This is a genomic window from Stenotrophomonas sp. YJH_SMC_138, from assembly GCF_059369855.1.
This window is the reverse complement of the sequence record NZ_JCAFTB010000002.1, coordinates 334,295-354,544: the sequence shown is the minus strand read 5'-3', so window position 1 is coordinate 354,544 and position 20,250 is coordinate 334,295. Positions and strand designations below refer to the sequence as shown.

The 20,250-nt window shown below is 67.6% G+C and carries 18 protein-coding genes; 8 read left to right on the top strand and 10 right to left on the bottom strand.

Annotation, left to right across the window (positions count from 1 at the left end; translation table 11 throughout):
- Positions 1–17: 17 nt before the first annotated feature.
- Positions 18–1,955 carry a DEAD/DEAH box helicase gene (locus AC5P7I_RS06765; RefSeq protein WP_046429684.1) on the bottom strand — a complete coding sequence of 646 codons (1,938 nt, stop codon included), beginning with the start codon at positions 1,953–1,955 and terminating at the stop codon, positions 18–20.
- 266 nt (positions 1,956–2,221) lie between these two features.
- On the opposite strand from AC5P7I_RS06765, the gene AC5P7I_RS06760 reads away from it, so the two are divergent.
- Positions 2,222–2,443 carry an RNA-binding S4 domain-containing protein gene (locus AC5P7I_RS06760; protein ID WP_014036469.1) on the top strand — a complete coding sequence of 74 codons (222 nt, stop codon included), beginning with the start codon at positions 2,222–2,224 and terminating at the stop codon, positions 2,441–2,443.
- Between the two features lie 11 nt (positions 2,444–2,454).
- Here AC5P7I_RS06760 and ubiM read toward each other — a convergent pair whose 3' ends face one another.
- From ubiM to AC5P7I_RS06740, 4 genes are all read right to left on the bottom strand, one after another.
- Positions 2,455–3,633, bottom strand: coding sequence for a 5-demethoxyubiquinol-8 5-hydroxylase UbiM (ubiM, locus tag AC5P7I_RS06755; RefSeq protein ID WP_164165458.1), 1,179 nt, complete (start codon positions 3,631–3,633; stop codon positions 2,455–2,457).
- 79 nt (positions 3,634–3,712) lie between these two features.
- Positions 3,713–4,102, bottom strand: a complete 390-nt coding sequence (locus AC5P7I_RS06750) for an MAPEG family protein (protein ID WP_046429692.1) — start codon at positions 4,100–4,102, stop codon at positions 3,713–3,715.
- Between the two features lie 11 nt (positions 4,103–4,113).
- On the bottom strand, positions 4,114–4,659 hold the full coding sequence (locus AC5P7I_RS06745) for a DUF4019 domain-containing protein (RefSeq protein ID WP_262088403.1): 546 nt from the start codon (positions 4,657–4,659) through the stop codon (positions 4,114–4,116).
- A 58-nt stretch (positions 4,660–4,717) separates the two neighbouring features.
- Positions 4,718–5,881 carry a COG3904 family protein gene (locus tag AC5P7I_RS06740; protein WP_262088402.1) on the bottom strand — a complete coding sequence of 388 codons (1,164 nt, stop codon included), beginning with the start codon at positions 5,879–5,881 and terminating at the stop codon, positions 4,718–4,720.
- A gap of 470 nt (positions 5,882–6,351) precedes the next feature.
- On the opposite strand from AC5P7I_RS06740, the gene AC5P7I_RS06735 reads away from it, so the two are divergent.
- From AC5P7I_RS06735 to AC5P7I_RS06725, 3 genes are all read left to right on the top strand, one after another.
- Positions 6,352–7,830 (top strand): DNA-3-methyladenine glycosylase 2 family protein, encoded by a 1,479-nt coding sequence (locus AC5P7I_RS06735; RefSeq protein WP_014646458.1) that lies wholly within the window; start codon positions 6,352–6,354, stop codon positions 7,828–7,830.
- On the top strand, positions 7,827–8,318 hold the full coding sequence (locus tag AC5P7I_RS06730) for a methylated-DNA--[protein]-cysteine S-methyltransferase (protein WP_164109072.1): 492 nt from the start codon (positions 7,827–7,829) through the stop codon (positions 8,316–8,318). Before AC5P7I_RS06735 ends, AC5P7I_RS06730 begins: the two co-directional genes overlap by 4 nt.
- Before the next feature lie 104 nt (positions 8,319–8,422).
- Entirely contained in the window at positions 8,423–9,673 is a 1,251-nt protein-coding gene (locus tag AC5P7I_RS06725; RefSeq protein ID WP_262088401.1) for an alkaline phosphatase family protein, read from the top strand.
- 130 nt (positions 9,674–9,803) lie between these two features.
- Here AC5P7I_RS06725 and AC5P7I_RS06720 read toward each other — a convergent pair whose 3' ends face one another.
- Positions 9,804–9,983: a 30S ribosomal protein THX gene (locus tag AC5P7I_RS06720; RefSeq protein ID WP_004150462.1), complete on the bottom strand. Its 180-nt coding sequence runs from the start codon at positions 9,981–9,983 to the stop codon at positions 9,804–9,806.
- Positions 9,984–10,093: 110 nt separating this feature from the next.
- Positions 10,094–10,507: a MerC domain-containing protein gene (locus tag AC5P7I_RS06715; protein ID WP_008264835.1), complete on the bottom strand. Its 414-nt coding sequence runs from the start codon at positions 10,505–10,507 to the stop codon at positions 10,094–10,096.
- Positions 10,508–10,643: 136 nt separating this feature from the next.
- On the opposite strand from AC5P7I_RS06715, the gene AC5P7I_RS06710 reads away from it, so the two are divergent.
- The 4 genes from AC5P7I_RS06710 to AC5P7I_RS06695 all read left to right on the top strand — a co-directional run bounded on the left by AC5P7I_RS06710 (position 10,644) and on the right by AC5P7I_RS06695 (position 16,456).
- Positions 10,644–12,854: a TonB-dependent receptor gene (locus tag AC5P7I_RS06710; protein WP_262088400.1), complete on the top strand. Its 2,211-nt coding sequence runs from the start codon at positions 10,644–10,646 to the stop codon at positions 12,852–12,854.
- A 199-nt stretch (positions 12,855–13,053) separates the two neighbouring features.
- Positions 13,054–13,620, top strand: a complete 567-nt coding sequence (locus tag AC5P7I_RS06705) for a TetR/AcrR family transcriptional regulator (protein ID WP_014646454.1) — start codon at positions 13,054–13,056, stop codon at positions 13,618–13,620.
- Positions 13,620–15,293, top strand: a complete 1,674-nt coding sequence (locus AC5P7I_RS06700) for an MFS transporter (protein ID WP_032956775.1) — start codon at positions 13,620–13,622, stop codon at positions 15,291–15,293. The genes AC5P7I_RS06705 and AC5P7I_RS06700 overlap by 1 nt, the downstream gene beginning before the upstream one ends.
- An 8-nt stretch (positions 15,294–15,301) precedes the next feature.
- Positions 15,302–16,456, top strand: coding sequence for an HlyD family secretion protein (locus AC5P7I_RS06695; RefSeq protein ID WP_262088399.1), 1,155 nt, complete (start codon positions 15,302–15,304; stop codon positions 16,454–16,456).
- Positions 16,457–16,567: 111 nt separating this feature from the next.
- Here AC5P7I_RS06695 and AC5P7I_RS06690 read toward each other — a convergent pair whose 3' ends face one another.
- The 3 genes from AC5P7I_RS06690 to AC5P7I_RS06680 form a co-directional block, all read right to left on the bottom strand.
- The gene (locus tag AC5P7I_RS06690; RefSeq protein ID WP_004150412.1) at positions 16,568–17,059 is read right to left on the bottom strand and encodes a Fur family transcriptional regulator; all 492 of its coding nucleotides are present in this window, start codon (positions 17,057–17,059) and stop codon (positions 16,568–16,570) included.
- Between the two features lie 34 nt (positions 17,060–17,093).
- Positions 17,094–18,497, bottom strand: coding sequence for a glutamate--tRNA ligase (gene gltX, locus AC5P7I_RS06685; RefSeq protein ID WP_262088398.1), 1,404 nt, complete (start codon positions 18,495–18,497; stop codon positions 17,094–17,096).
- Between the two features lie 154 nt (positions 18,498–18,651).
- Positions 18,652–20,244, bottom strand: a complete 1,593-nt coding sequence (locus AC5P7I_RS06680) for a M20/M25/M40 family metallo-hydrolase (RefSeq protein ID WP_049441520.1) — start codon at positions 20,242–20,244, stop codon at positions 18,652–18,654.
- Between the last annotated feature and the right edge of the window lie 6 nt (positions 20,245–20,250).

The window sequence follows — 20,250 nt, the reverse complement described above, 5'->3', positions numbered from 1 at the left end:
ACGGCTGCGGGTGCGGCTTAGAAGCTGCGCGGGCCGCGCGGCTTGAAGCCGTCACGACGCGGCGGGCGACTGTCGCGGTCACCGCCGCGGTCGCCACCATGGCCGCCCGGGCCGCCACGACGCGGGCCACCCGGACCGCCCGGGCCACGCTTGTCGAAGCGCGGCTTGAACGGGCGCGGGGCCGGGTTGGTGTCTTCACCCGGAGCCAGCGCACGCATCTGCAGCTGCTGGCCGGACACCCAGACCTTCTGCAGGTGCGACAGCACGTCCGGCGGCATCTGTGCCGGCAGGTCCAGCAGCGAGAAGTCGTCGTGGATGTCGATGCGGCCGATGAAGCGGCTTTCCAGGCCGGCTTCGTTGGCAATGGCGCCGACGATGTTGGCCGGCTTCACGCCATGCTGGTGACCGACCGAAATACGGTAGGTCTCCATGCCCTGCTCCGGTGCACCACGCGGCGGAACCTCACGGCGCGGACGCTGTTCAAAACCACCTTCGGCGTCGTCACGGCGTGGGCCACGTTCGAAGCGCGGACCCCGTTCGTTGCGGTCGAAGCGATCACCACGTTCCGGGCGGTCACCACGGTCGAAGCGCTCGCGCGGTGCGCGCTCTTCGCGCGGGGCACGCACCGGCGGCTGCAGCAGGAACGGGGTATCGCCCTGCAGCAGCTTGGCCAGCGCGGCAGCGATCTCGATGGCCGGCACGTTCTGCTCGTTCTCGAAGCGCTCCAGCAGCTGGCGGTAGAAGTCCAGGCCACCGGCGCCGAGGGTTTCGCTGATGCGCGAGGTGAACTTGTTGATGCGGGTGTCGTTGACCGCTTCCACGCTCGGCAGCTGCATCTCTTCGATCGGCTGGCGGGTGGCGCGCTCGATCTGGCGCAGCATGCCCTTCTCGCGCGGGGTGGCGAACAGGATCGCCTCGCCGCTGCGGCCGGCACGACCGGTACGGCCGATGCGGTGCACGTAGCTTTCGGTATCGTACGGGATGTCGTAGTTCAGCACGTGGCTGATGCGCTCCACGTCCAGGCCGCGCGCGGCCACGTCGGTGGCGACCAGAATGTCCAGCTTGCCTTCCTTCAGCATGGCGATGGTCCGCTCACGCTGGGCCTGCTGCATGTCACCGTTGATGGCGGCAGCGGCCAGGCCACGCGCCTGCAGCTTGCTGGCCAGTTCTTCGGTGCCGGCCTTGGTCCGCGCGAAGATGATCATCGCGTCGAACGGCTCGACTTCCAGGATGCGGGTCAGCGCGTCCAGCTTGTGCATGCCGCTCACCCACCAGTAACGCTGGCGGATGTTGGCCGAAGTAGTGGTCTTGGCCGCGATGGTCACTTCCACCGGGTCCTGCAGGTAGGTCTGCGCGATGCGGCGGATCTGCGGCGGCATGGTGGCCGAGAACAGGGCCACCTGGCGCTGCTCCGGCAGCTTCTTCAGCACCGCTTCGACGTCGTCGATGAAGCCCATGCGCAGCATTTCATCGGCTTCGTCCAGCACCAGCGTCTTCAGCTCGGACAGGTCCAGGGTGCTGCGGTCCAGGTGATCGATCACGCGGCCGGGGGTACCGACCACGATATGCACGCCGCGGCGCAGGGCCGACAACTGCTGGCCGTAGGGCTGGCCGCCGTACACCGGCAGCACGCGGAAGCCGGGGATCTTCGACGAATAGGACTGGAACGCCTCGGCAACCTGGATGGCCAGCTCGCGGGTCGGCGCCAGGATCAGGGCCTGGGGCTTGATCTGCTGCAGGTCGATGTTGGACAGTACCGGCAGTGCAAAGGCAGCGGTCTTGCCGGTACCGGTCTGGGCCTGGCCCAGCACGTCGCGGCCTTCCAGCATCGCCGGGATGGTGGCGGCCTGGATCGGCGACGGGGTTTCGTAGCCGATGGCGGTGACGGCCTGCATCACGGGCTCGGACAGGCCGAGCTGCGCAAACTGCAGCGGCGCTTGGGAATCTTGGGACATGGGGAACTCCGAAGGCACTGCCGTCTTCCTGGCAGTGCGATAAAAAAGGTGATGGTCCGCGCTTTGGGCGCCCTTCTTATCGCGTGCCCTGGCGCTGCTCGGTCGGAGGAGATTTCACTCGCTCAGAGCGGAATGATACCGCATTGATGCTGAACGAGGCATACAGCTTTCCTCACAGATGCCGTCGGGCCCGTGCTGGCGCACAATACGCGCCCTCTTCCCGGCCCGGCCGCTGGCCTGCGCCCTCTTCCCAGGAACCCCGCTCCATGCAGATTCTCGAATTCGACCTCGACGGTGACTACGTCGAACTCAAGCAGCTGCTCAAGCTGGCCGATCTGGTCACCAGTGGCGGCGAGGCCAAGATGGTCATCAGCGAGGGCCAGGTACGGGTGGACGGCGAAGTGGAACTGCGCAAGGCCTGCAAGATCCGCGCAGGCCAGGTGGTCGAATTCGCCGACAGCCAGATCCGGGTGCTGGCTGCAGGCTGATCTGAAGCTGTTCAGGCCACGCGCTGGGTCAGGTGCGAGGCAATCAGCTGCCTGAACGGTGCCACGCCCTGCGCCAGGCGCAGGCCGGCCGCACGCAGCAGGCGCGCCGGTCGACGGTCGTCGGTGTACAGGCTGGCGATCGCATTGGTGACCTCGTACAGCGGCCGCGACGCCAGCCGATGACCACGCTGGTAACTGGCCAGCATGCCGGCGGCGGCAATGTCGGCACCACGGCGCTGCTGCGCGATGATGCCCTGCGCCAACCGCTGTGCGCTGGCCAGGCCCAGGTTGAAGCCATGCGCGGTGACCGGATGCATGCCCACCGCGGCATCACCGATCAGCGCAGAACGCTCGCCGACGAAGCGATCCGCGTACACACCCACCAGCGGATACGCCTGCGGCGTGGCCACCGGCTGCATCCGGCCCAGGCGGTGTTCGAAGCAGGCACTGATGGCCTCACCGAAGGCCACCTCGTCCATCGCCAGCAGCGCCTCGATCTGCCGCGGCGGCAGCGTGATCACCGCCGATGCCTGGCCCTCGTTGAGCGGCAGCAGCGCCATCGTGCGGCCGTAGCCGAACCACTCCCAGGCGGTGTGGTGATGGTCGCGCTCGACCTGCATGCGGCACACCAGCATCGACTTGCCGAAGTCGCGCATCTGCGCACCGATGCCGAGCATGCGGCGGGTGGCGGAGAAGCGGCTGTCAGCGGCCACCAGCAGCCGCGCATGCAGTTGGCTGCCGTCATCGAGTTTGACCACGTGGCCTTGCGCATCGGCCTGCACGCCCAGCACCTTGCGCCCGTCGAACAGCTCCAGGCCGTCCTGGCCCTGCACGGCATCCCACGCGGCGCGACGGATCAGATGGTTGGGTACCAGCCAGCCCAGCGGCTGGCCGTCGACCTGGCTGCTGGCGAAGGTCAGCGCGAACGGCGAGCCGCCGTTCATCACCCTGGCATCGCGCAGATCAGCAATTTCAGCGTGCGGCAGGCGCTGCCACAGCCCCAGCTGCTCCATGCTCTGCCGCGAGGCATGGGTCAACGCGATCTCACGGCCATCAAAGGCGGCCTCGGCCAGCGCCTGGCGCGGCTGCACTTCGACCAGCCCGACCTGCAGCCCGCTGCCGGCCAGCGCGCGCGCGAAGCACAGACCTGCCGGTCCGGCGCCGACCACCACCACGTCCATCCTGCGCATGCGCGCCTCCTGCCGTTGATCCAGTCCGCGCCAGCATAGCGCCGCGCGCCTGAGCGGCCTTGATCTGGATCAGGCCGACTTACAGAAGTGCGAACACCAGCGCCAGGATCGATAGCAGCGACACCAGCCACACCAGGCTGCGCACGTAGGGCACGCCTGCGGCGTACAGGGGCAGATAGACCACACGCGCCCAGAAGTAGGCCTGCGCGGCCAGTGCAGTGGTGTCGTTGCCGCGACCGGCCACGACCACTGCGATGGCGGCGGCGGCGAAGAACGGAAACGTCTCCAGGAAATTGGCCTGCGCGCGCTGCAGGCGGCCGGCCAGCGGGCTGAGTGGCTTTGCATCGCCATCGCGTGCCGAAGCATTCCACTTCATCCCGCGCTCGCGGGTGACCACCGTGGAGGTGGCGAAGATGTACACGAAGCCCAGCAGTACCGACCAGGCCAGCATCGTCAGTTCAGTTGCCATCATTCACCTCCTCAGGGTGCCGACGCGCGCAGGCTGTAACCGGCCAGGCGCCACACCTGGTCCTCGTCGAAACGGAACGAGACCAGCTCGCGCACCGGCTGTGCGCTGTTGGCGAAACGGGTCGGGAAGCTGACGTTGATGTACAGCCCTTCGGGCACTGCTGCACCGGCGCTGTACTTGACCCGGGTGATGGCCGGCTGGCCACGCCCGGCCAGCGCACCCAGGCGCGTGCGCTCGGCGGCCAACTGGCTGACGAAGGCGGCCTTCGGCACCGCACGACGCGCGACGGCCGAAGCGCCATCCCACAATTCGCCGGCGCGGTTGGCGTCGACCAGTTGCGCTGCCTTCACTGCGGCGGCGCCCATTTCCGCGTCCTGTTTCTGCACCTGCGCCTGTTGAGCAGCGGTCAACGCAGGGGAACCGGCGGTAGCGGGCTTCGCAGCTGCCGGCGAGGCTGGTGCCGGGCGTGCCGGGGCCGGTGCAGGCGTGGCCGGCGCAGGGGCCTGCGCCAACACGGTCAGGGGCAGCAGGGACAGCAGCAGGAACGCGCGCTTCATGGACACCGCCGGTTTTCTGGAGAGAACCGCAGTCTACGCCAGCGCGGTGACTACGCCGTCAGCGTGCCGGAGCGTTGCCCTCCACCGCTGCCGCATCAGCTTGCGCGGCGGGCGCGGCGGTGTTCGCTGGCGGCTGCTCGGCCACCGGCGGCGGCTCCGACGGTGCCGGTGGCAGCGTCGCCACATCGATCTCCGACAGCGGGCTTTCGTCCGGGCATACCGCATCCGGGAAACCGAAGCGCTGCTTCAGGGCCTGGCCGCAGCTGTTGATCGATTCCATGTCGGCGCCGTCGCGCTTGCACTGCTGGTCGAAGGCAATCAGGAACGCGTCCTTGCGCTGCACGAAGTCATCGCCGCAGGCGCGCATCTGCTTGATCCGTTCCAGATCGTCCTGCACCGCGTTGGTGCCATCCAGGCCGTACTGGCGCAGCTCATCCGGCGTCAGCAGGCGAAGGCTGCGATTGGGCACGGTCATCATCAGATCGGCCACGCCCACCGCCACGCCATTGCGCTGCAGGTAATCCTTCACGTTGTCGTAGACCTCGTGCAGCTCGCGGTTGAGCTCGGCGCGCGAGGTGGCCTTGGAGCTGATCCGCATCATGCGGTGGATGCCGACCTTGCCCGACAGCAGGCGGTTGTCACCGGCAGCCAGCACGAACACGCAGGCGCTGTGGCAGATGGAGCCTTCGCGCACCCAGATGGTCCAGCCCGATTCACCGATGCTGTCACCGGCCACGATCGCCGACTCCACCTGGCCACCACTGGAGTCCAGGTCGAGGATGCGCTTGTGGATCTTCAGTTCGTCAGCGACCACCGCCAACCGCCACATCATTTCGGCGAAGCCGGGATTGATCTTGCCGGCGTAACGCACGCGCATCAGCCGACGCTCGGCACACGGCGCCAGGGCCTGGGTGATCTGCTCGCGCTGCAGCCCTTCCAGTTCGACACCGTCGCCGGCATCGCCCGCATATTCCGTGCTGCAACTGACCCACGCACGCCCATTTTCCAGCTGCGCCTGCGGCCACGGCCGACCCGCCTGGCTGCGCGGCGGCGCTGGTGCCGGTGGCGCGTCGGCGGCATTGATCGAAACCATGTTCTCGCCATCACTGGCCGGCGCCCGCGCTGCCTTGTCGGCAGCGGTCACGTTGCCCGGATTCTCCAGCTGACTGCAGCCCGCCAGGGCCAGGCACAACAGGGGCAACCAGCGGAATTTGGCGGACATCGGGCAACCGGGATTCATGGGACCAAGAGCCACAGTCTACCCGTCCAGGCCGCGCATTCAGCGCGTGGCACTGAACCCCTTCTGACCCTTGGGAAAGCGTGTCGACCAAGGTCGACACCTACCAACAGCCTCAGGAACCTGTCGAAGGCGTGGTGGGGCCGGTGGCAGGGGTGCGAGCGGCATGGATGCCGCGACCAAGTCCCCAGGGGTGAGGGCGCTTTGCTTGCGAAGCACTGCTTCGCAAGCGCCCGAACGCACAGCCGCCAGCGGCTGGGCCGGTCTGGGGGTTCACGGCGTCCCCTGCCACCGGACCCACCACGCCATCCCACAGGAATCCCGCTTCTGCTGTTGCTGTTGCCGGCCAGCGGCCGGCACTACCGCGGGTCCGGGCGCAGCCCGGCGTGACCCCCTTCAGCATCCATGTCCGAATGTGGCGAGTATCCCCGCCCGCACCCGCCTAGACTGCCGCCATGGACACCGCCCTCGCCCTCGACACCGCCGCCTGCGACCGCGCCCGCCTGGCCCGCGACGCACGTTTCGACGGCGTGTTCTTCACCGCCGTGCGCAGCACCGGCATCTATTGCCGCCCGGTCTGCCCCGCACCGCCCCCGAAGCCGCGCAACATCACCTACTACCCGACCGCCGCTGCTGCCGCCGCCGCCGGCTATCGCCCGTGTCTGCGCTGCCGCCCGGAGCTGGCACCACAGGCCCAGCAGGCACTGGCCGGGCAGACCGTACAGCGCGCCCTGGCCCTGATCCACGGCGGCTTCCTGCAGGAGCAGCCGGTGGCCGATCTTGCTACGAAGCTCGGCCTCAGCGCGCGCCAGCTGCAGCGCCTGTTCGTCGAACGCCTGGGTGCGACGCCCGGGCAGATCCACGCCACCCATCGCCTGCTGCTGGCCAAGCAACTGCTGACCGAGACCACGCTGGCGGTGACCGACGTCGCACTGGCCGCCGGATACAACAGCCTGCGCCGCTTCAATACCGCATTCCTGCAGGGCTGCGGCATGGCCCCCACCGCACTGCGCCGCCAGCATCAACCGCTGGCCGCCGACGATGGCGGCCTGGTGTTGCGCCTGGGCTACCGTCCGCCGCTGGACTTCCCGCGCATGCTGGCGTTCCTGCGCAAGCGCAGCCTGCCCGGCATCGAGCTGATTGGCGAGGACAGCTATCAGCGCGTGCTGGGCACGCCGGAGCGCCCCACCCTGCTGCGCGTCACTGCCGACCCGAAGCGCCCGGAGCTGCGCCTGCAGCTGGGTGCGGTGGATCCGCGCCTGATCCCGGACATCGTGCGCCGCGTGCGTCGCGTGTTTGATCTGGATGCCGACCTGCAGCAGGTGCACGCCGCATTGGGCGAGGAACCCTTGCTGGCGCGCGGTATCGCCGAACGCCCCGGGCTGCGCGTGCCCGGCGGCTGGGATGGCTTCGAAGTGGGCGTGCGCGCCGTGCTCGGCCAGCAGGTTACTGTTGCCGCCGCCACCACCTTCGCGCGGCGGCTGGTCGATGCCTATGGCGCGCACCTGCCGGGCATGTCGTCCGACTTTGATCGCCAGTTCCCGGCACCCGAGGTATTGGCCGAGGCGCCTCTGGAATCAATCGGCCTGCCGCGCAGCCGCGCCGCGACCGTGCGTGCACTGGCCACCGCTTGCGCCAGCGGCCAGCTCGACTTCGGGCCCGGCCAGGCGCTGGAAGAGTTTGTTGCCCGCTGCGTGGCACTGCCCGGCATCGGCCCATGGACCGCGCAGTACATCGCTTTGCGTGGCCTCGGCCAGCCCGATGCCTTCCCGGCCGGCGATCTTGTACTGCAGCAGGTCCTCGGCCACGCGCAGGGCCAGCGGCTGAGCGAACGCGCAACCGAAGCGCGCTCGCAACCGTGGCGTCCCTGGCGCGCCTACGCCGTGCTGCACCTGTGGCACCTGTCCGGCACATTCGTTGGAGAACCGACATGACACTGTTGTTCGATCGTTTCGACAGCCCGATCGGCGTGTTGACCATCGCCGGCGACGAGCGTGGCCTGTCACACGTGCTGTTCCCGGAGAACCGCCACCCCGCGCGCGGGCGTGATGACTGGTATTACGCACCGGATGCCTTGCCGGAAGCACGCGAGCAGCTGCTGCAGTTCCTGCACGGCGAGCGCAACAGCTTCGACCTTGAGCTGGCGCCGCGTGGTACGCCGTTCCAGCTGCGCGTGTGGCAAGCGCTGGCGCTGATTCCGTTCGGCCAGACCTGGAGCTACCTGCAGCTGGCGCAACACCTGGGACAGCCCAGCGCGACCCGCGCGGTGGGCGCGGCCAATGGGCGCAACCCGTTGCCGATCATCCTGCCCTGCCACCGCGTGATCGGCAGCAACGGTGCACTGACCGGCTTCGGTGGCGGCCTGGAAACCAAGGCGGCGCTGCTGCGGCTGGAACAACGCCAGCCCCCGCTGTTCGCCTGAACATCGGGGTCAGATCCCTTTTCCCGTGGAAAAGGGATCTGACCCCGGGCGATCCTGGCGCGTCATGTCTTGGGCCGGTAATTGCACCGGCTTATCATGCACGGATGACTTCCGTACGCCTGACCTGTTCGCTGGCGCTGCTGCTGCCATTGGCTGCCTGCACCACTGCGCCTGCCCCTACCGCCTCCGTTCCCACGTCCGTCGCATCGGCCGCACCGCCGAAGCTGCTGCTGATCTCCATCGACGGCCTGCGCGCCGATGCGCTGGACCGCGGGCTGACCCCGAACCTGCAGCGGATGATCGACGGCGGCGTGCGCGCCCGCTGGATGACACCGTCCTATCCTTCCCTGACGTTTCCCAACCACTACACCATCGTCACCGGCCTGCGCCCGGACCACCATGGCATCGTCAACAACAGCATGGACGATGAAGCGCTGGGCCGTTTCGAGCTGAGCAACCGCGAGGCCGTCACCACCAGTGCCTGGTGGGGCGGTGAACCGATCTGGGTCGGCGCCGAGAACGCCGGCGTGCGCACAGCCACGACGTCGTGGCCGGGCAGTGAATCGGAAATCCGTGGTGTGCGCCCCAGCCAGTGGCGCATCTACGACGGCAAGGAACCGCTGGAGCAGCGTGCCGGTATCGTGCTCGACTGGCTGGCACAGACCGACGCCGATGCCCCGCGACTGACCACGCTGTACATGGAGCACGTGGACAAGGCCGGGCACAACTACGGCCCCGGGTCGAAGCAGTACGCCGACGCCATCGCACGCGCCGACCTGATCGTCGGCCAGGTGCTCGACGGCCTGCAGCAGCGCGGCCTGGTCGCCGCCACCAATGTGATCGTGGTGTCCGACCACGGCATGGCCAGCGTCGCCGACGGCCACGTGATCGCCACCGAATCGATGGCCGACCCGTCCATCGCGCGCAACGTCAGCCAGGGCCAGTCGGTGGGCTTCGCGCCAGTGGCCGGTCGTGAGGCTGAGGCCGAACGCGCCCTGCTCGGCCGCCATGCGCACTACGAGTGCTGGAAGAAGGAGAACCTGCCGGCGCGCTGGCACTACGGCACGCATCCGCGGGTTCCGGCCATCGTCTGTGCGATGGATGAAGGCTGGGATGCGCTGCACCGCGAGAAGATCGCCAAGCGCGCGAAGCAGGACCGTGGCTCGCACGGCTACGACAATGCCCTACCGTCGATGCGTGCGGTGTTCGTGGCCAGCGGCCCGTCGTTCCGCCAGGGCCTGGTGATCGACGGCTTCGACAATGTCGACGTCTACCCGCTGCTGGCCCACCTGCTGCAGGTGCCGGCCGCGCCGAACGATGGCAATCCGGAAACGCTGAAGCAGACCCTGCGCTGAATTCCCTGTAGAGCGAGCCCATGCTCGGCTGCATTACGCCAGCCGAACATGGGCTCGGCCCTGCAGGAACGCGCATAAAAAAACGCGGCGCCAGGCGCCGCGTTTTCCTTGGACCGGTCGGTCGGCCTGATCAGGCCTTGGCGACGGCCTTCTTCGCCACGGCCTTCTTCGCCGGAGCCTTGGCCACGGTCTTCTTGGCAACCGGGGCGGCGGCGCCTACGGCGACCTTGCTCGCGGTGTGCGAACGGGCGTTGCCGTAGCTGGCGTTGTAGCGCTTGCCCTTGGCGGTCTTGCGGTCACCCTTACCCATGTCTTCAACTCCTCAAGTGTGAAATCTGGTTACCCCGTACTGACACGGGTTCGGCGGGGCCGCCTTGCTGGGCGCCCCCGCGCACGATCGGAAATCCTATCACGGCGTGCCTAGTGCGCGCAGCTTGCGTCGTGCACGTGGCCGTGGTTGAGGCGCAGGTTGACCAGGTGGGCAACGCCCACCAGCAGGCCGCCGATGGTCATCACCACCGCATGCGGCACCGCATTGTGGTGCAGCGGGTCGTACAGCACGCCGGCCCACAGCGCGACCAGGCCGGGGATCAGGAAGCCGAGCGCACGCAGCGCACCGTGGCGGCGATAGCCCCAGACCAGGCTGAACAGCCCGAGCAGGGTCACGAACACCACCAGCGCCTGTTCCACGCCATCGCTCAGCCAGAACGACAGGCCCAGCGACGGCGCCGCCGCCAGCAGCACGGGGATCACCGCGCAATGCACTGCGCACAGCATCGAACCAGTGGCACCGAAACGGTCGAGCAGGTGGCGCAGGCGTGAGGACAGGGACATGACTTCCAGCAGGGTCGGCGAATCGTTATGGAATAATATAACATCCCTCTCCGAACCGCACGGTTTCCCCTCCCCCTGTCCCCTCGACGGGATTCGTGCGCCCTGCGATTGATACATTGTAACAAAGGACCTGCCCATGCCCGCCCACACCCCTCGGCTCAAGCCGCATTCCCTGGCCCTGGCCCTCGCCGCCCTGTTGCCGTCCGTCGCCTTTGCAGCCGGCCAGGACACCTCCCACCGTGACCGCCACCTGACCGAACTCTCCTCGGTACAGGTCACCGCGTCGCCGCTGCAGGGCGATGCCGAATCCCTGGCGCGCCCGGTGGACGTGCTGGCCGGTGAGCGCCTGGACGAGCAGAAGGCCGGCACCCTGGGCGATACCGTGGCCAAGCTGCCCGGCGTACAGAGCACCTTCTTCGGCCCCGGCGTCGGCCGCCCGATCATCCGCGGCCAGGAAGGCCCGCGCGTTGCCGTGCTGTCCAATGGCATGGGCAACATGGACGCCTCCACGGTCAGCGCCGACCATGCCACCAGCATCGAGCCGTTCCTGGCCGACCAGATCGAAGTGCTGAAGGGTCCGGCCACGCTGCTGTTCGGCAGCGGCGCCATCGGTGGTGCGGTCAATGTGGTGGATGGCCGCATCGCGCGCGAGCTGCCGGAGCGCCCGCTCAGCGGCCGCGCCGAGCTGCGCGGCAACTCGGTGAACAATGAGCGCAGCGGCATGTTCCGCCTCGATGGTGTCAGCGGCAACGTCGTGCTGCACGTGGATGGCCTGGTGCGCAATGGCGACGACTACCGCATTCCCGGCTACGCGGTGATCGACAGCCTTGAAGACCACCATGACCACGATCACGACCATGATCACGACGCAGCCGAGGGCGAAGAACCGCGCCGCGGCCGCCTGGACAACAGTTCGATCCGCACCCGCGCCGGCGGCGTCGGCGCAACGTGGCTGGGCGACGGTGGTTACTTCGGTGTGTCGGCCAGCACCTATCGCACCAACTACGGCATTCCCAACGGCGCGCACGTGCATGCCGATGGTGATGACCATGGCCATGACCACGGTCACGACCACGGCGATGAAGAGGAAGGCGGCGACGAGCATGACGTGCGCATCGACATGGTGCAGAACCGCTTCGAGACCAAGGCCGGCATCTACAACCCGGTCTCGTTCCTGAAGAACATCAACGCACGCGTGGCTTACACCGACTACGAGCACGTGGAGCTGGAGGCCGGCACGCCGTCGACGCGCTTCACCAACCGTGGTATCGAAGCGCGCCTGGAAGCCGTGCAGCAGCAGATCGGCGGCTGGGACGGCGCGTTCGGCCTGCAGTTCGGCAACAGCGATTTCGGCGCCAAGGGCGAAGAAGCGTTCGTACCGGATACCGGCACCAGGAACATCGGCCTGTTCGTGCTGCAGGAAAAGCAGTTCGGCCCGTTCAAGCTGGAACTGGGTGGCCGCCACGACCAGGTCAAGCTGGACCCGACCGGTGACTACCGTCGCCGCACGTTCGGTGCCACCAACCTGTCTGCCGCCGGTATCTGGAAGCTCAACGATGCCGTTGACCTGCGCATCGGCGTGGACAGCTCAGAGCGTGCACCCACCAACGAAGAGCTGTACGCCGCCGGCGCGCACATCGCCACCCGCTCGCTGGAGATCGGCGACGCCAACCTGAAAACCGAGCGCGGCCAGCGCGTCGAACTGGGCATCCATACCCACAGCGATCGCCTGGACTTCTCCGCGTCGGTCTACCAGACCAAGTTCAAGGACTTCATCTACCTCGCCGACACCGGTGTTACCGAAGGCCTGCCGGTCCGCGCCTGGACGCAGCAGGACGCGGTGTTCCGCGGCACCGAGGCCGAAGCGCTGGTGCACCTGTTCGAGGGTGGCGCCGGTGACTGGGATCTGCGCCTGTTCGGTGACTATGTGAAGGCCAAGCTGGATGGCAACGGCAGCCGCAACCTCGACATCGCCGTACCGCACGGCGACCACAACCACAATTACAACGTGGAGCTGGCCAACACCGGCTACCTGCCGCGCATCGCCCCGGCCCGCGTCGGCGCCGACCTGCGCTGGTCGAAGGACGGCTGGCGCGCCTCGGTCGGTGCAGTGCGTTACAGCCGCCAGAAGGACGTCGCCCAGAACGAAGCCCCGAGCGACGGCTACACCCTGGTCGACGCGCACCTGGCCTACCGCTGGGATCGCAACGCGGGCAACAGCTACGAGGTGTTCCTGGATGGCAGCAACCTGACCAACCGCGAAGTGCGCCCGCATACCTCGCTGCTGCGCGACTACTCGCCGCTGCCAGGCCGTGGAGTCGCATTCGGGATCCGCGCGTTCTTCTGATCGCGCACGGCGGGGTCGGATCCCTTTCCGAAGGAAAGGGCTCTGGCACCACCGCATTGAACGGGGGCCTTCGGGCCCCCGTTTTCATTCCGTCCCACGCCATCACGCATCCGTCACAAAGGTGTGCGTACGACAACAACCGGACAATCCCGTCACTCAAAGTCTCGCCAATCGGACACTTTTGTCCGAAAATAATTCCATGACCGCTCAACGTGCCGATGCAGCTGCCCGCCGTGCCCTCATCCTCGACGCCGCCGATCATGTCTTCGGCCAACATGGCGTCACCGCCCCGCTGGATCTGGTGGTCGAACGCGCCCAGGTGGGCCGCGCCACCCTGTACCGCAACTTCCCCGACCGCACCGCGCTGATCCAGGCGCTGCTGCAGCGCACGGTCGACCGCATCCGGCGCCAGGTCGAACAGCTCGGTGACCGCGATGACGCCCTGTTCGAGGTGTTCGAGGGCATGGCCCAGCGCATCATCGATTCGCCGGCACTGGCCGATTACTGGCGTGCGGTTGATTCGGACGTGCCGTCCATGCGCGCCGCGCGCGAGACCGTGCGCGACCTGCTGGAGGAACCGATCGCGCGCGCCAAGGCCGCCGGGCTGTGCCGTGACGACCTGGAAAAGACGGATATTTCACTGATCTCGGGCATGCTGGGTGCGGCCCTGCGCGGCAAGACCCGCGACGAGCGCGCCCAGTTGGCCGGGCGTGCCCTGCAGCTGCTGCGTGGGGGTCTCCAGGGAGCTGCCAGCGAGGCCCGTTGATGGTCCAGCCGTATCTGAAGCCGGTTCCGGATTGGGAGGAGCATGAGAAGCCGACCATGCCCGGCTCGGCGTCGATGCCCTGGCACCCGCCGTACCGGCGCGCGGCCTATGCGCTGGTATCGTTGCTGGTGGCGATCACCGGCGGCCTCGGCAATGCGCTGGTCACCGCCAACCTGCCGTTCCTGCAGGGCCAGCTGGCGCTCACTCCGACCCAGGGCAGCTGGCTGGTGGCCGCGTATGCGATGGTGAATGTCACCGCCAACCTGCTGGCCTTCAAGTTCCGCCAGCAGTACGGCATCCGCCTGTTCGCCGAGATCGGCCTGGGCCTGTATGCGGCGCTGGCGGTGCTGCACCTGTTCGTCGGCAGCTTCGAGACCACGATGCTGACCCGAGCCGCCAGCGGCTTCGCGGGTGCGGCCTGTTCCACACTGGGCACGCTGTACATGCTGCAGGCGCTGCCGCGGCGATTCACCGGCAACCTGCTGGTGGTCGGTGTCGGCCTGTCGCAGCTGGCGGTGCCGATCGCCTGGATCGTTTCACCAGGCCTGGTCGATACCGGCCAATGGCACCAGCTGTACTCCTTCGAAGCCGGCCTGGCCCTGTGCGCGTTCGCGGCAGTGGTAGTGCTGAAGCTGCCGCCCGGCATCCAGGTGAAGGCGTTCGAGCCATTGGACTTCCTCACTTTCGCCCTGCTCGCGCCGGCGGTCGCGCTGCTGGTGATCGTGCTGGCGCAGGGCTACACCCGCTGGTGGCTCAACACCCCATGGCTGGGCTGGGCGCTGGTCGCCTCGATCGTGCTGTCCACCACCGCCTTCATCATCGAACACTACCGGCGCAATCCGCTGCTGCAGATCCGCTGGCTGTCGAAGCTGCCGGTGCTGCACTTCATCGTCGGCGCGTTCCTGATCCGCTTCCTGACCACCGAGCAGTCCTACGGCGTGGTCAACCTGATGCGCACGCTGGGCATGGGGCCTGACCAGATGCGGCCGTTGTTCGTAGTGATCCTGGCCGGGGTGATCGTCGGCATCGCCGGCGCCTCGCTCACCTTCGGACCGAAGCGGCTGATCGCGCAGCTGCTGATGGCGATCCTGCTGCTGGGCGCCGCCGCGTTCTTCGACCAGCACCGCACCAGCCTGGACCGGCCGCACGACTTCTACGCCAGCCAGTTCCTGGCCTCGGTCGGTGCCGGCATGTTCATGGGCCCGCTGATCATGCTCGGCATCTCCGCCGCGTTGAAACAGGGCGTCGACCACATGATCACCTTCCTGGTGACGCTGTCGATCACGCAGACCCTGGGTGGCCTGGCAGGTTCGGCGGTGCTGGGGACCTTCCAGCTGCATCGCGAGCAGCTGTATTCCAGCGCGCTGACCAGCCAGCTCGATCCGGCCGATCCGGTGGTCGCGCAACGGCTGCGCATCCAGCAGCAGCTGTACGCTGCGCAGATCACCGACCCGGTGCTGCGCAGTGCGCAGGGCAGCGCGCAGCTGGCGCAGACCACGCGCCGCGAAGCCAACGTGCGTGGCTTCAATGACGTGTTCACGCTGAGCGGCTGGCTGGCGATCGGCTTCCTGTGCTGGTTGCTGCTGCTGTCGCTGCGCACCGCCGTGCTCAAGCAATGGCGCAAGCGCCACCCCGCCCTTTCCACCGCGTCCACGCCGGCCGCGTCCCGTTGAGTCCTCCCATGCCTCCCGTCCCGCCCCGCCCCGACGACACCGACAACGTCACCCCACCGCCGCCGACCGACGCGGCGCCCGCGGCCACGCCGGTAGAACCTGCGGTCGCGCCGAAGTACCTCAAGCCCAGCGCCCGCAGCGTGGTGGTGATGGTGGTAGTGGCCTTGCTGGGCATTGCGCTGATCCTGCGCGCCTGGCACCTGTGGCCGTTCACCAGCAGCGTGATGGTGACCGACAACGCCTATGTACGCGGCCAGATCACGGTGATGGCGCCGCAGGTGAACGGCTATGTGACCGAAGTGCTGGTGAAGGATTTCCAGCATGTGAAGCAGGGCGAGCCGCTGCTGCGCATCGATGACCGCATCTATGCGCAGCGCGTGGCCCAGGCGCAGGCGACGCTGGACAGCGCGCGCGCGGCGCTGGCCAACTCGGACCAGTCACAGGCGCAGAACCGCGCACAGATTGCCTCCGCCCGCGCCACGCTGTCGGCTGGCCAGGCCGAACTGCAGCGTTCGCGCAATGAATTGAAACGCTACGAGGAACTGGCGGCGCAGCAGCTGGTGTCCATCAACGACCGCGACAGGTTCCGCACCACCCAGGCGTCGGCACAGGCCAGCGTGCAACAGTCGCAGGCGCAGATCCGCATCGCCGAGGAAACGCTGGTGTCGACCCAGGTCGCGCGCAAGAGCCTGGAAGCGCAGGTGGAAAGCGCGCAGGCGCAGCTGGAACTGGCCCGCATCGACCTGGCCAACACGGTGATCCACGCACCACGCGACGGCCAGATCAGCGAAGCCAGCGTACGCGTGGGCCAGTACGTCGCTGCCGGTTCGCAGCTGCTGTTCCTGGTACCTGACACGCTGTGGGTGGTGGCCAACTACAAGGAAGGCCAGACCTGGGGCATGGCGATCGGCCAACCGGCGACGTTCTCGGTGGACGCGTTCCAGGGCCAGGTGCTGCGGGGCCGCGTGCAGGAGATCGCCCCAGCGACCGGGTCGGAATTCAGCGTGCTGCGCCCGGACAATGCCAGCGGCAACTTCACCAAGGTGGTGCAGCGGCTGCCGGTGCGGATATCGATCAACAGGGATCAGAAGCTGGCAAAGCAGCTGCGGCCCGGCATGTCGGTGATCGTGCGGGTGGATACCCGGTCCAAGCCGATGGACTAGGACGCAGGCCCTGCCGCACCGGTATGAAACGGGGTCAGATCCCTTTGCCAGTGGCAAAGGGATCTGACCCCGTTTCCAAAATGCCGGCCAGCGGCCGGCCCTACCGTTGCGTTAGCCGGCGCAGCGCGCGCAGAGGCCATGCACTTCCAGCGTCTGTGCCTGCGGCTGGAAGCCCAGCTCCTTGGCGCGCTTCTCCAGCTGGGTGACGATCTCGCGGTCTTCCAGTTCCACCGCGCTGTGGCAGCTGTTGCAGATCAGGAACGGCACCGAATGCGCGGCACTGCTGGGATGGTGGCAGGCCACGAAGGCATTCACCGATTCCAGCTTGTGCACGAAGCCATTGGCCATCAGGAAGTCCAGCGCGCGGTACACGGTGGGCGGGGCATCGGCGCCCACGCCCTTGCCGTTGCGCACCCATTCCAGCAGCTCGTAGGCCTTGACCGGCTTGCCGGCCTCGGCGATCAGCTTCAGCACGTTGGCGCGGATCGGGGTCAGGCGCAGCCCGCGTTCGCGCGAGACACGCTCGACCACCGCCACGAAATCCGATGCGTCGTGGACGTGGTGGTGCGGGGCGGTACAGGCAGTGGCGGTCTTGGCGGGCATGCGTGTTCTCCGGTTCGGGCCTGGCAAGGATGCCTCAGGCCGTTGCTACCTTGGTGATGGCCGCATCAATGCGTTTCAAGGCCTGCTCGCGGCCGGCCAGGTAAACGGTATGGGAAATGTCAGGACTGACCTGGGTGCCGGTGATGGCCACGCGCAGCGGCTGGGCGACCTTGCCCATGCCGATCTCCAGCGCTGCGGCCGTGTCGTGCAGGGCGACGCCCACCGACTCGGCGGTCCACTCCGGCAGCGCCGCCAGCAGCTCGCGGGCCTTGCCCAGCGCCACCTCGGCACCGGCCTTGAGGTGCTTGGCCACCGCCGCTTCGTCGTACCCGGTCAGCGGCTGGTACCAGACCACGGCCTTCTCGGCCATTTCCTTCAGGGTCTGCACGCGTTCACGCAGGGCGATCACCACATCCTCCGGGGCCGGGCCGGCGGCCACGTCCAGGCCCAGCTTCTGCAGCTGGTAGACCAGGTGCGGCACGATGGCGGCCACGTCCTCGGTCTTCAGGAAGTGCTGGTTGACCCAACCCAGCTTGGCCATGTCCAGGCGCGAGGCCTTGGAATTGCAGTCCTTCACGTCGAACAGGTCGATCAGTTCCTGGCGGCTGAACAGCTCCTGGTCACCGTGCGACCAGCCCAGGCGGGCCAGGTAGCTCAGCAGCGCGTCGGGCAGGTAGCCGGCGTCCTTGTACTGCATCACGTCGGCCGCACCGGTGCGCTTGGACAGCTTGGCGCCCTGCTCGTCCAGGATCATCGGCATGTGGCCGAACTTCGGCACCGGCGCACCAATGCCCTCGTACAGGTTGATCTGGCGCGGGGTGTTGTTGATGTGGTCGTCGCCGCGGATGACCTCGGTGATGCCCATGTCCCAGTCGTCCACCACCACCGCGAAGTTGTAGGTGGGGTAGCCGTCCGGGCGGAAGATGACCATGTCATCCAGCTCGCTGTTGGCGATCTCGATGCGGCCCTTGATCAGGTCGTCGAACACCACCGTACCTTCCAGCGGGTTCTTGAAGCGGATGACGCGGTTCGGGTCGTCCTTGTACGGCAGGCCCAGTTCGCGTGCAGCGCCGTTGTAACGCGGCTTTTCCTGCCTGGCCATGGCGGCCTCGCGCATCGCGTCCAGCTCTTCGCGGGTTTCGTAGGCGTAGTAGGCCTTGCCGTCGGCGATCAGCTGCTCTGCCACTTCCCGGTAGCGGGCGACGCGGTCGGTCTGATAGATCGGGCCTTCGTCATAGTCCAGGCCCAGCCACTCCATCGCCTCCAGGATGGCGTCGATCGCACCCTGGGTGCTGCGTTCACGGTCGGTGTCCTCGATGCGCAGCACGAACTCGCCGCCGCGGTGGCGGGCCTCCAGCCAGCAGTACAGCGCGGTGCGGGCACCACCGATGTGCAGGTAGCCGGTGGGACTGGGGGCGAAGCGGGTGCGGCAGGTCATGGACGGCTCGAGGAACGGGAATCCCCCGATTTTACCAGCCCGCCGCCCCCGACGGAAAAAGGGGACGGAGGGGATTAAGTCGCGATTGCCCAGCCCGTGGGCACTGCAACCGGGAAACGGAGGGGAGATGCGACTTAATCCCCTCCGTCCCCTTTTACGGTTCCGCCTTGCGCGGGAACGGCTGCTCGCGCATCGCGGCGTTGTAGGCGAACGAGGCGACGATGGCTGCGGCCTGCTTCAGGTCTTCCGGTTCGGCGTGGTCCCAGGTGTCCAGGTGGCTGTGGTGGACATTGGTGAAGTAGTCCAGCCGGTCCTGGATGAACTGGAAGCCCGGCAGGCCGATGCGGTCGAAGCTGATGTGGTCGGTGCTGCCGGTGTTGCGGGTCGCCACGGTGGTGGCGCCGACGTCATGGAACGGCGCCAGCCAGGCTTCGAAGATCGGCATCGCCGCCAGGTTTTCCTGGGCGTAGATGCCCCGGAAGCGGCCGGAGCCGTTGTCCATGTTGAAGTAGACCTGGAACTTGCTGTAATCGCGGGTCTTCTGCAGTGCACCGGTCGGCTCGCGCAGCGACGCCGGCAGCGCCTTCTGCGCCGGGTCGGTGGGCTCCGGGAACCGGCCGAAATGCTTGGCCACATAGGCCTGCGAGCCGATCAGGCCCTGCTCCTCGCCGCTCCACAGCGCCACGCGGATGGTGCGCTTGGGCCTGGCGCCGGTGGCCTTGAGGATGCGCATGGCCTCCATCATCACCGCCACGCCTGCGGCGTTGTCGGCCGCGCCGGTGCCGCTGTGCCAGGAATCCAGGTGCGCGCCGATCATCACCACTTCATCAGGCCTGCTGCTGCCGCGGATCTCGGCCAGCGTGTTGTAGCCGGGCTGGTCGGCGTCATCGGTGAAGCGCGCGGCCACATCCACGCGCAGGCGCACGGTCTGCCCGGCCTTCAGCGCGCGCACCAGCGGGTTGAAGTGCTCGCTGATCATCGCCAGCTCGGGGATGCCGACCGGCTCGCCGGCCTTGCGCGAACCACCACCGGCAACGCGGATGATGCCGTTGTCCCAGCTGCTGATGCTGATCGAGGCCAGCGCCCCTTCTTCGACGAAGAACGCATTGACCCTGGTCGCCAGCTGCTGGCGTTCCTGGTACTCCTTGACCCGCTTGGCGCGCTCGGCGGTGGCGTCCTGGTCCTTGGGCAGGGTGAACGCCTGCAGGCCTTCCAGCGAAGTCGCGTCATGCCGATGGGAATCCGGCTCGGTGCCGCGCTTGTACTCGCGCGCCTCGCCCAGCAGCAGGATCTTGCCGCGCAGCTTGCCGCGATACTTCTCGATGTCTTCGGGCTTCTTGATCTCGACCTGGACCAGCTCGCCTTCAACCGGCCCCTTGGTGCCCGGCGTCCAGGCCTTGGGCAGTGCATGCAGCGGCTGCACACGGTCGCCCAGCATTTCCACGCTGGCCGAGGTGAACTCCCAGCCACGGCCAAAGTCATCGAACGCTTCGTCGTGGACGTTGTCCAGCTTCCATTCGTTGAACTTGCCGCGGGTCCACGCGTTGGCGCGGCCCATCGCCGGGGAGTTGGTCAGCCGCGGGCCGATGCGTTCGGTGAGATAGCTGAAGGTGTCCATCACCTGCGAACGGTGGAAGGCCTCCTGGCGGATGCGGCTGACCATGTCCAGGTCCACTGATTCGCGCTGCTGCGCCGCTGCATTGCCACCCATTGCCAGCGCTACGGCCAGCACGCCCCACTTCAACACATCGCA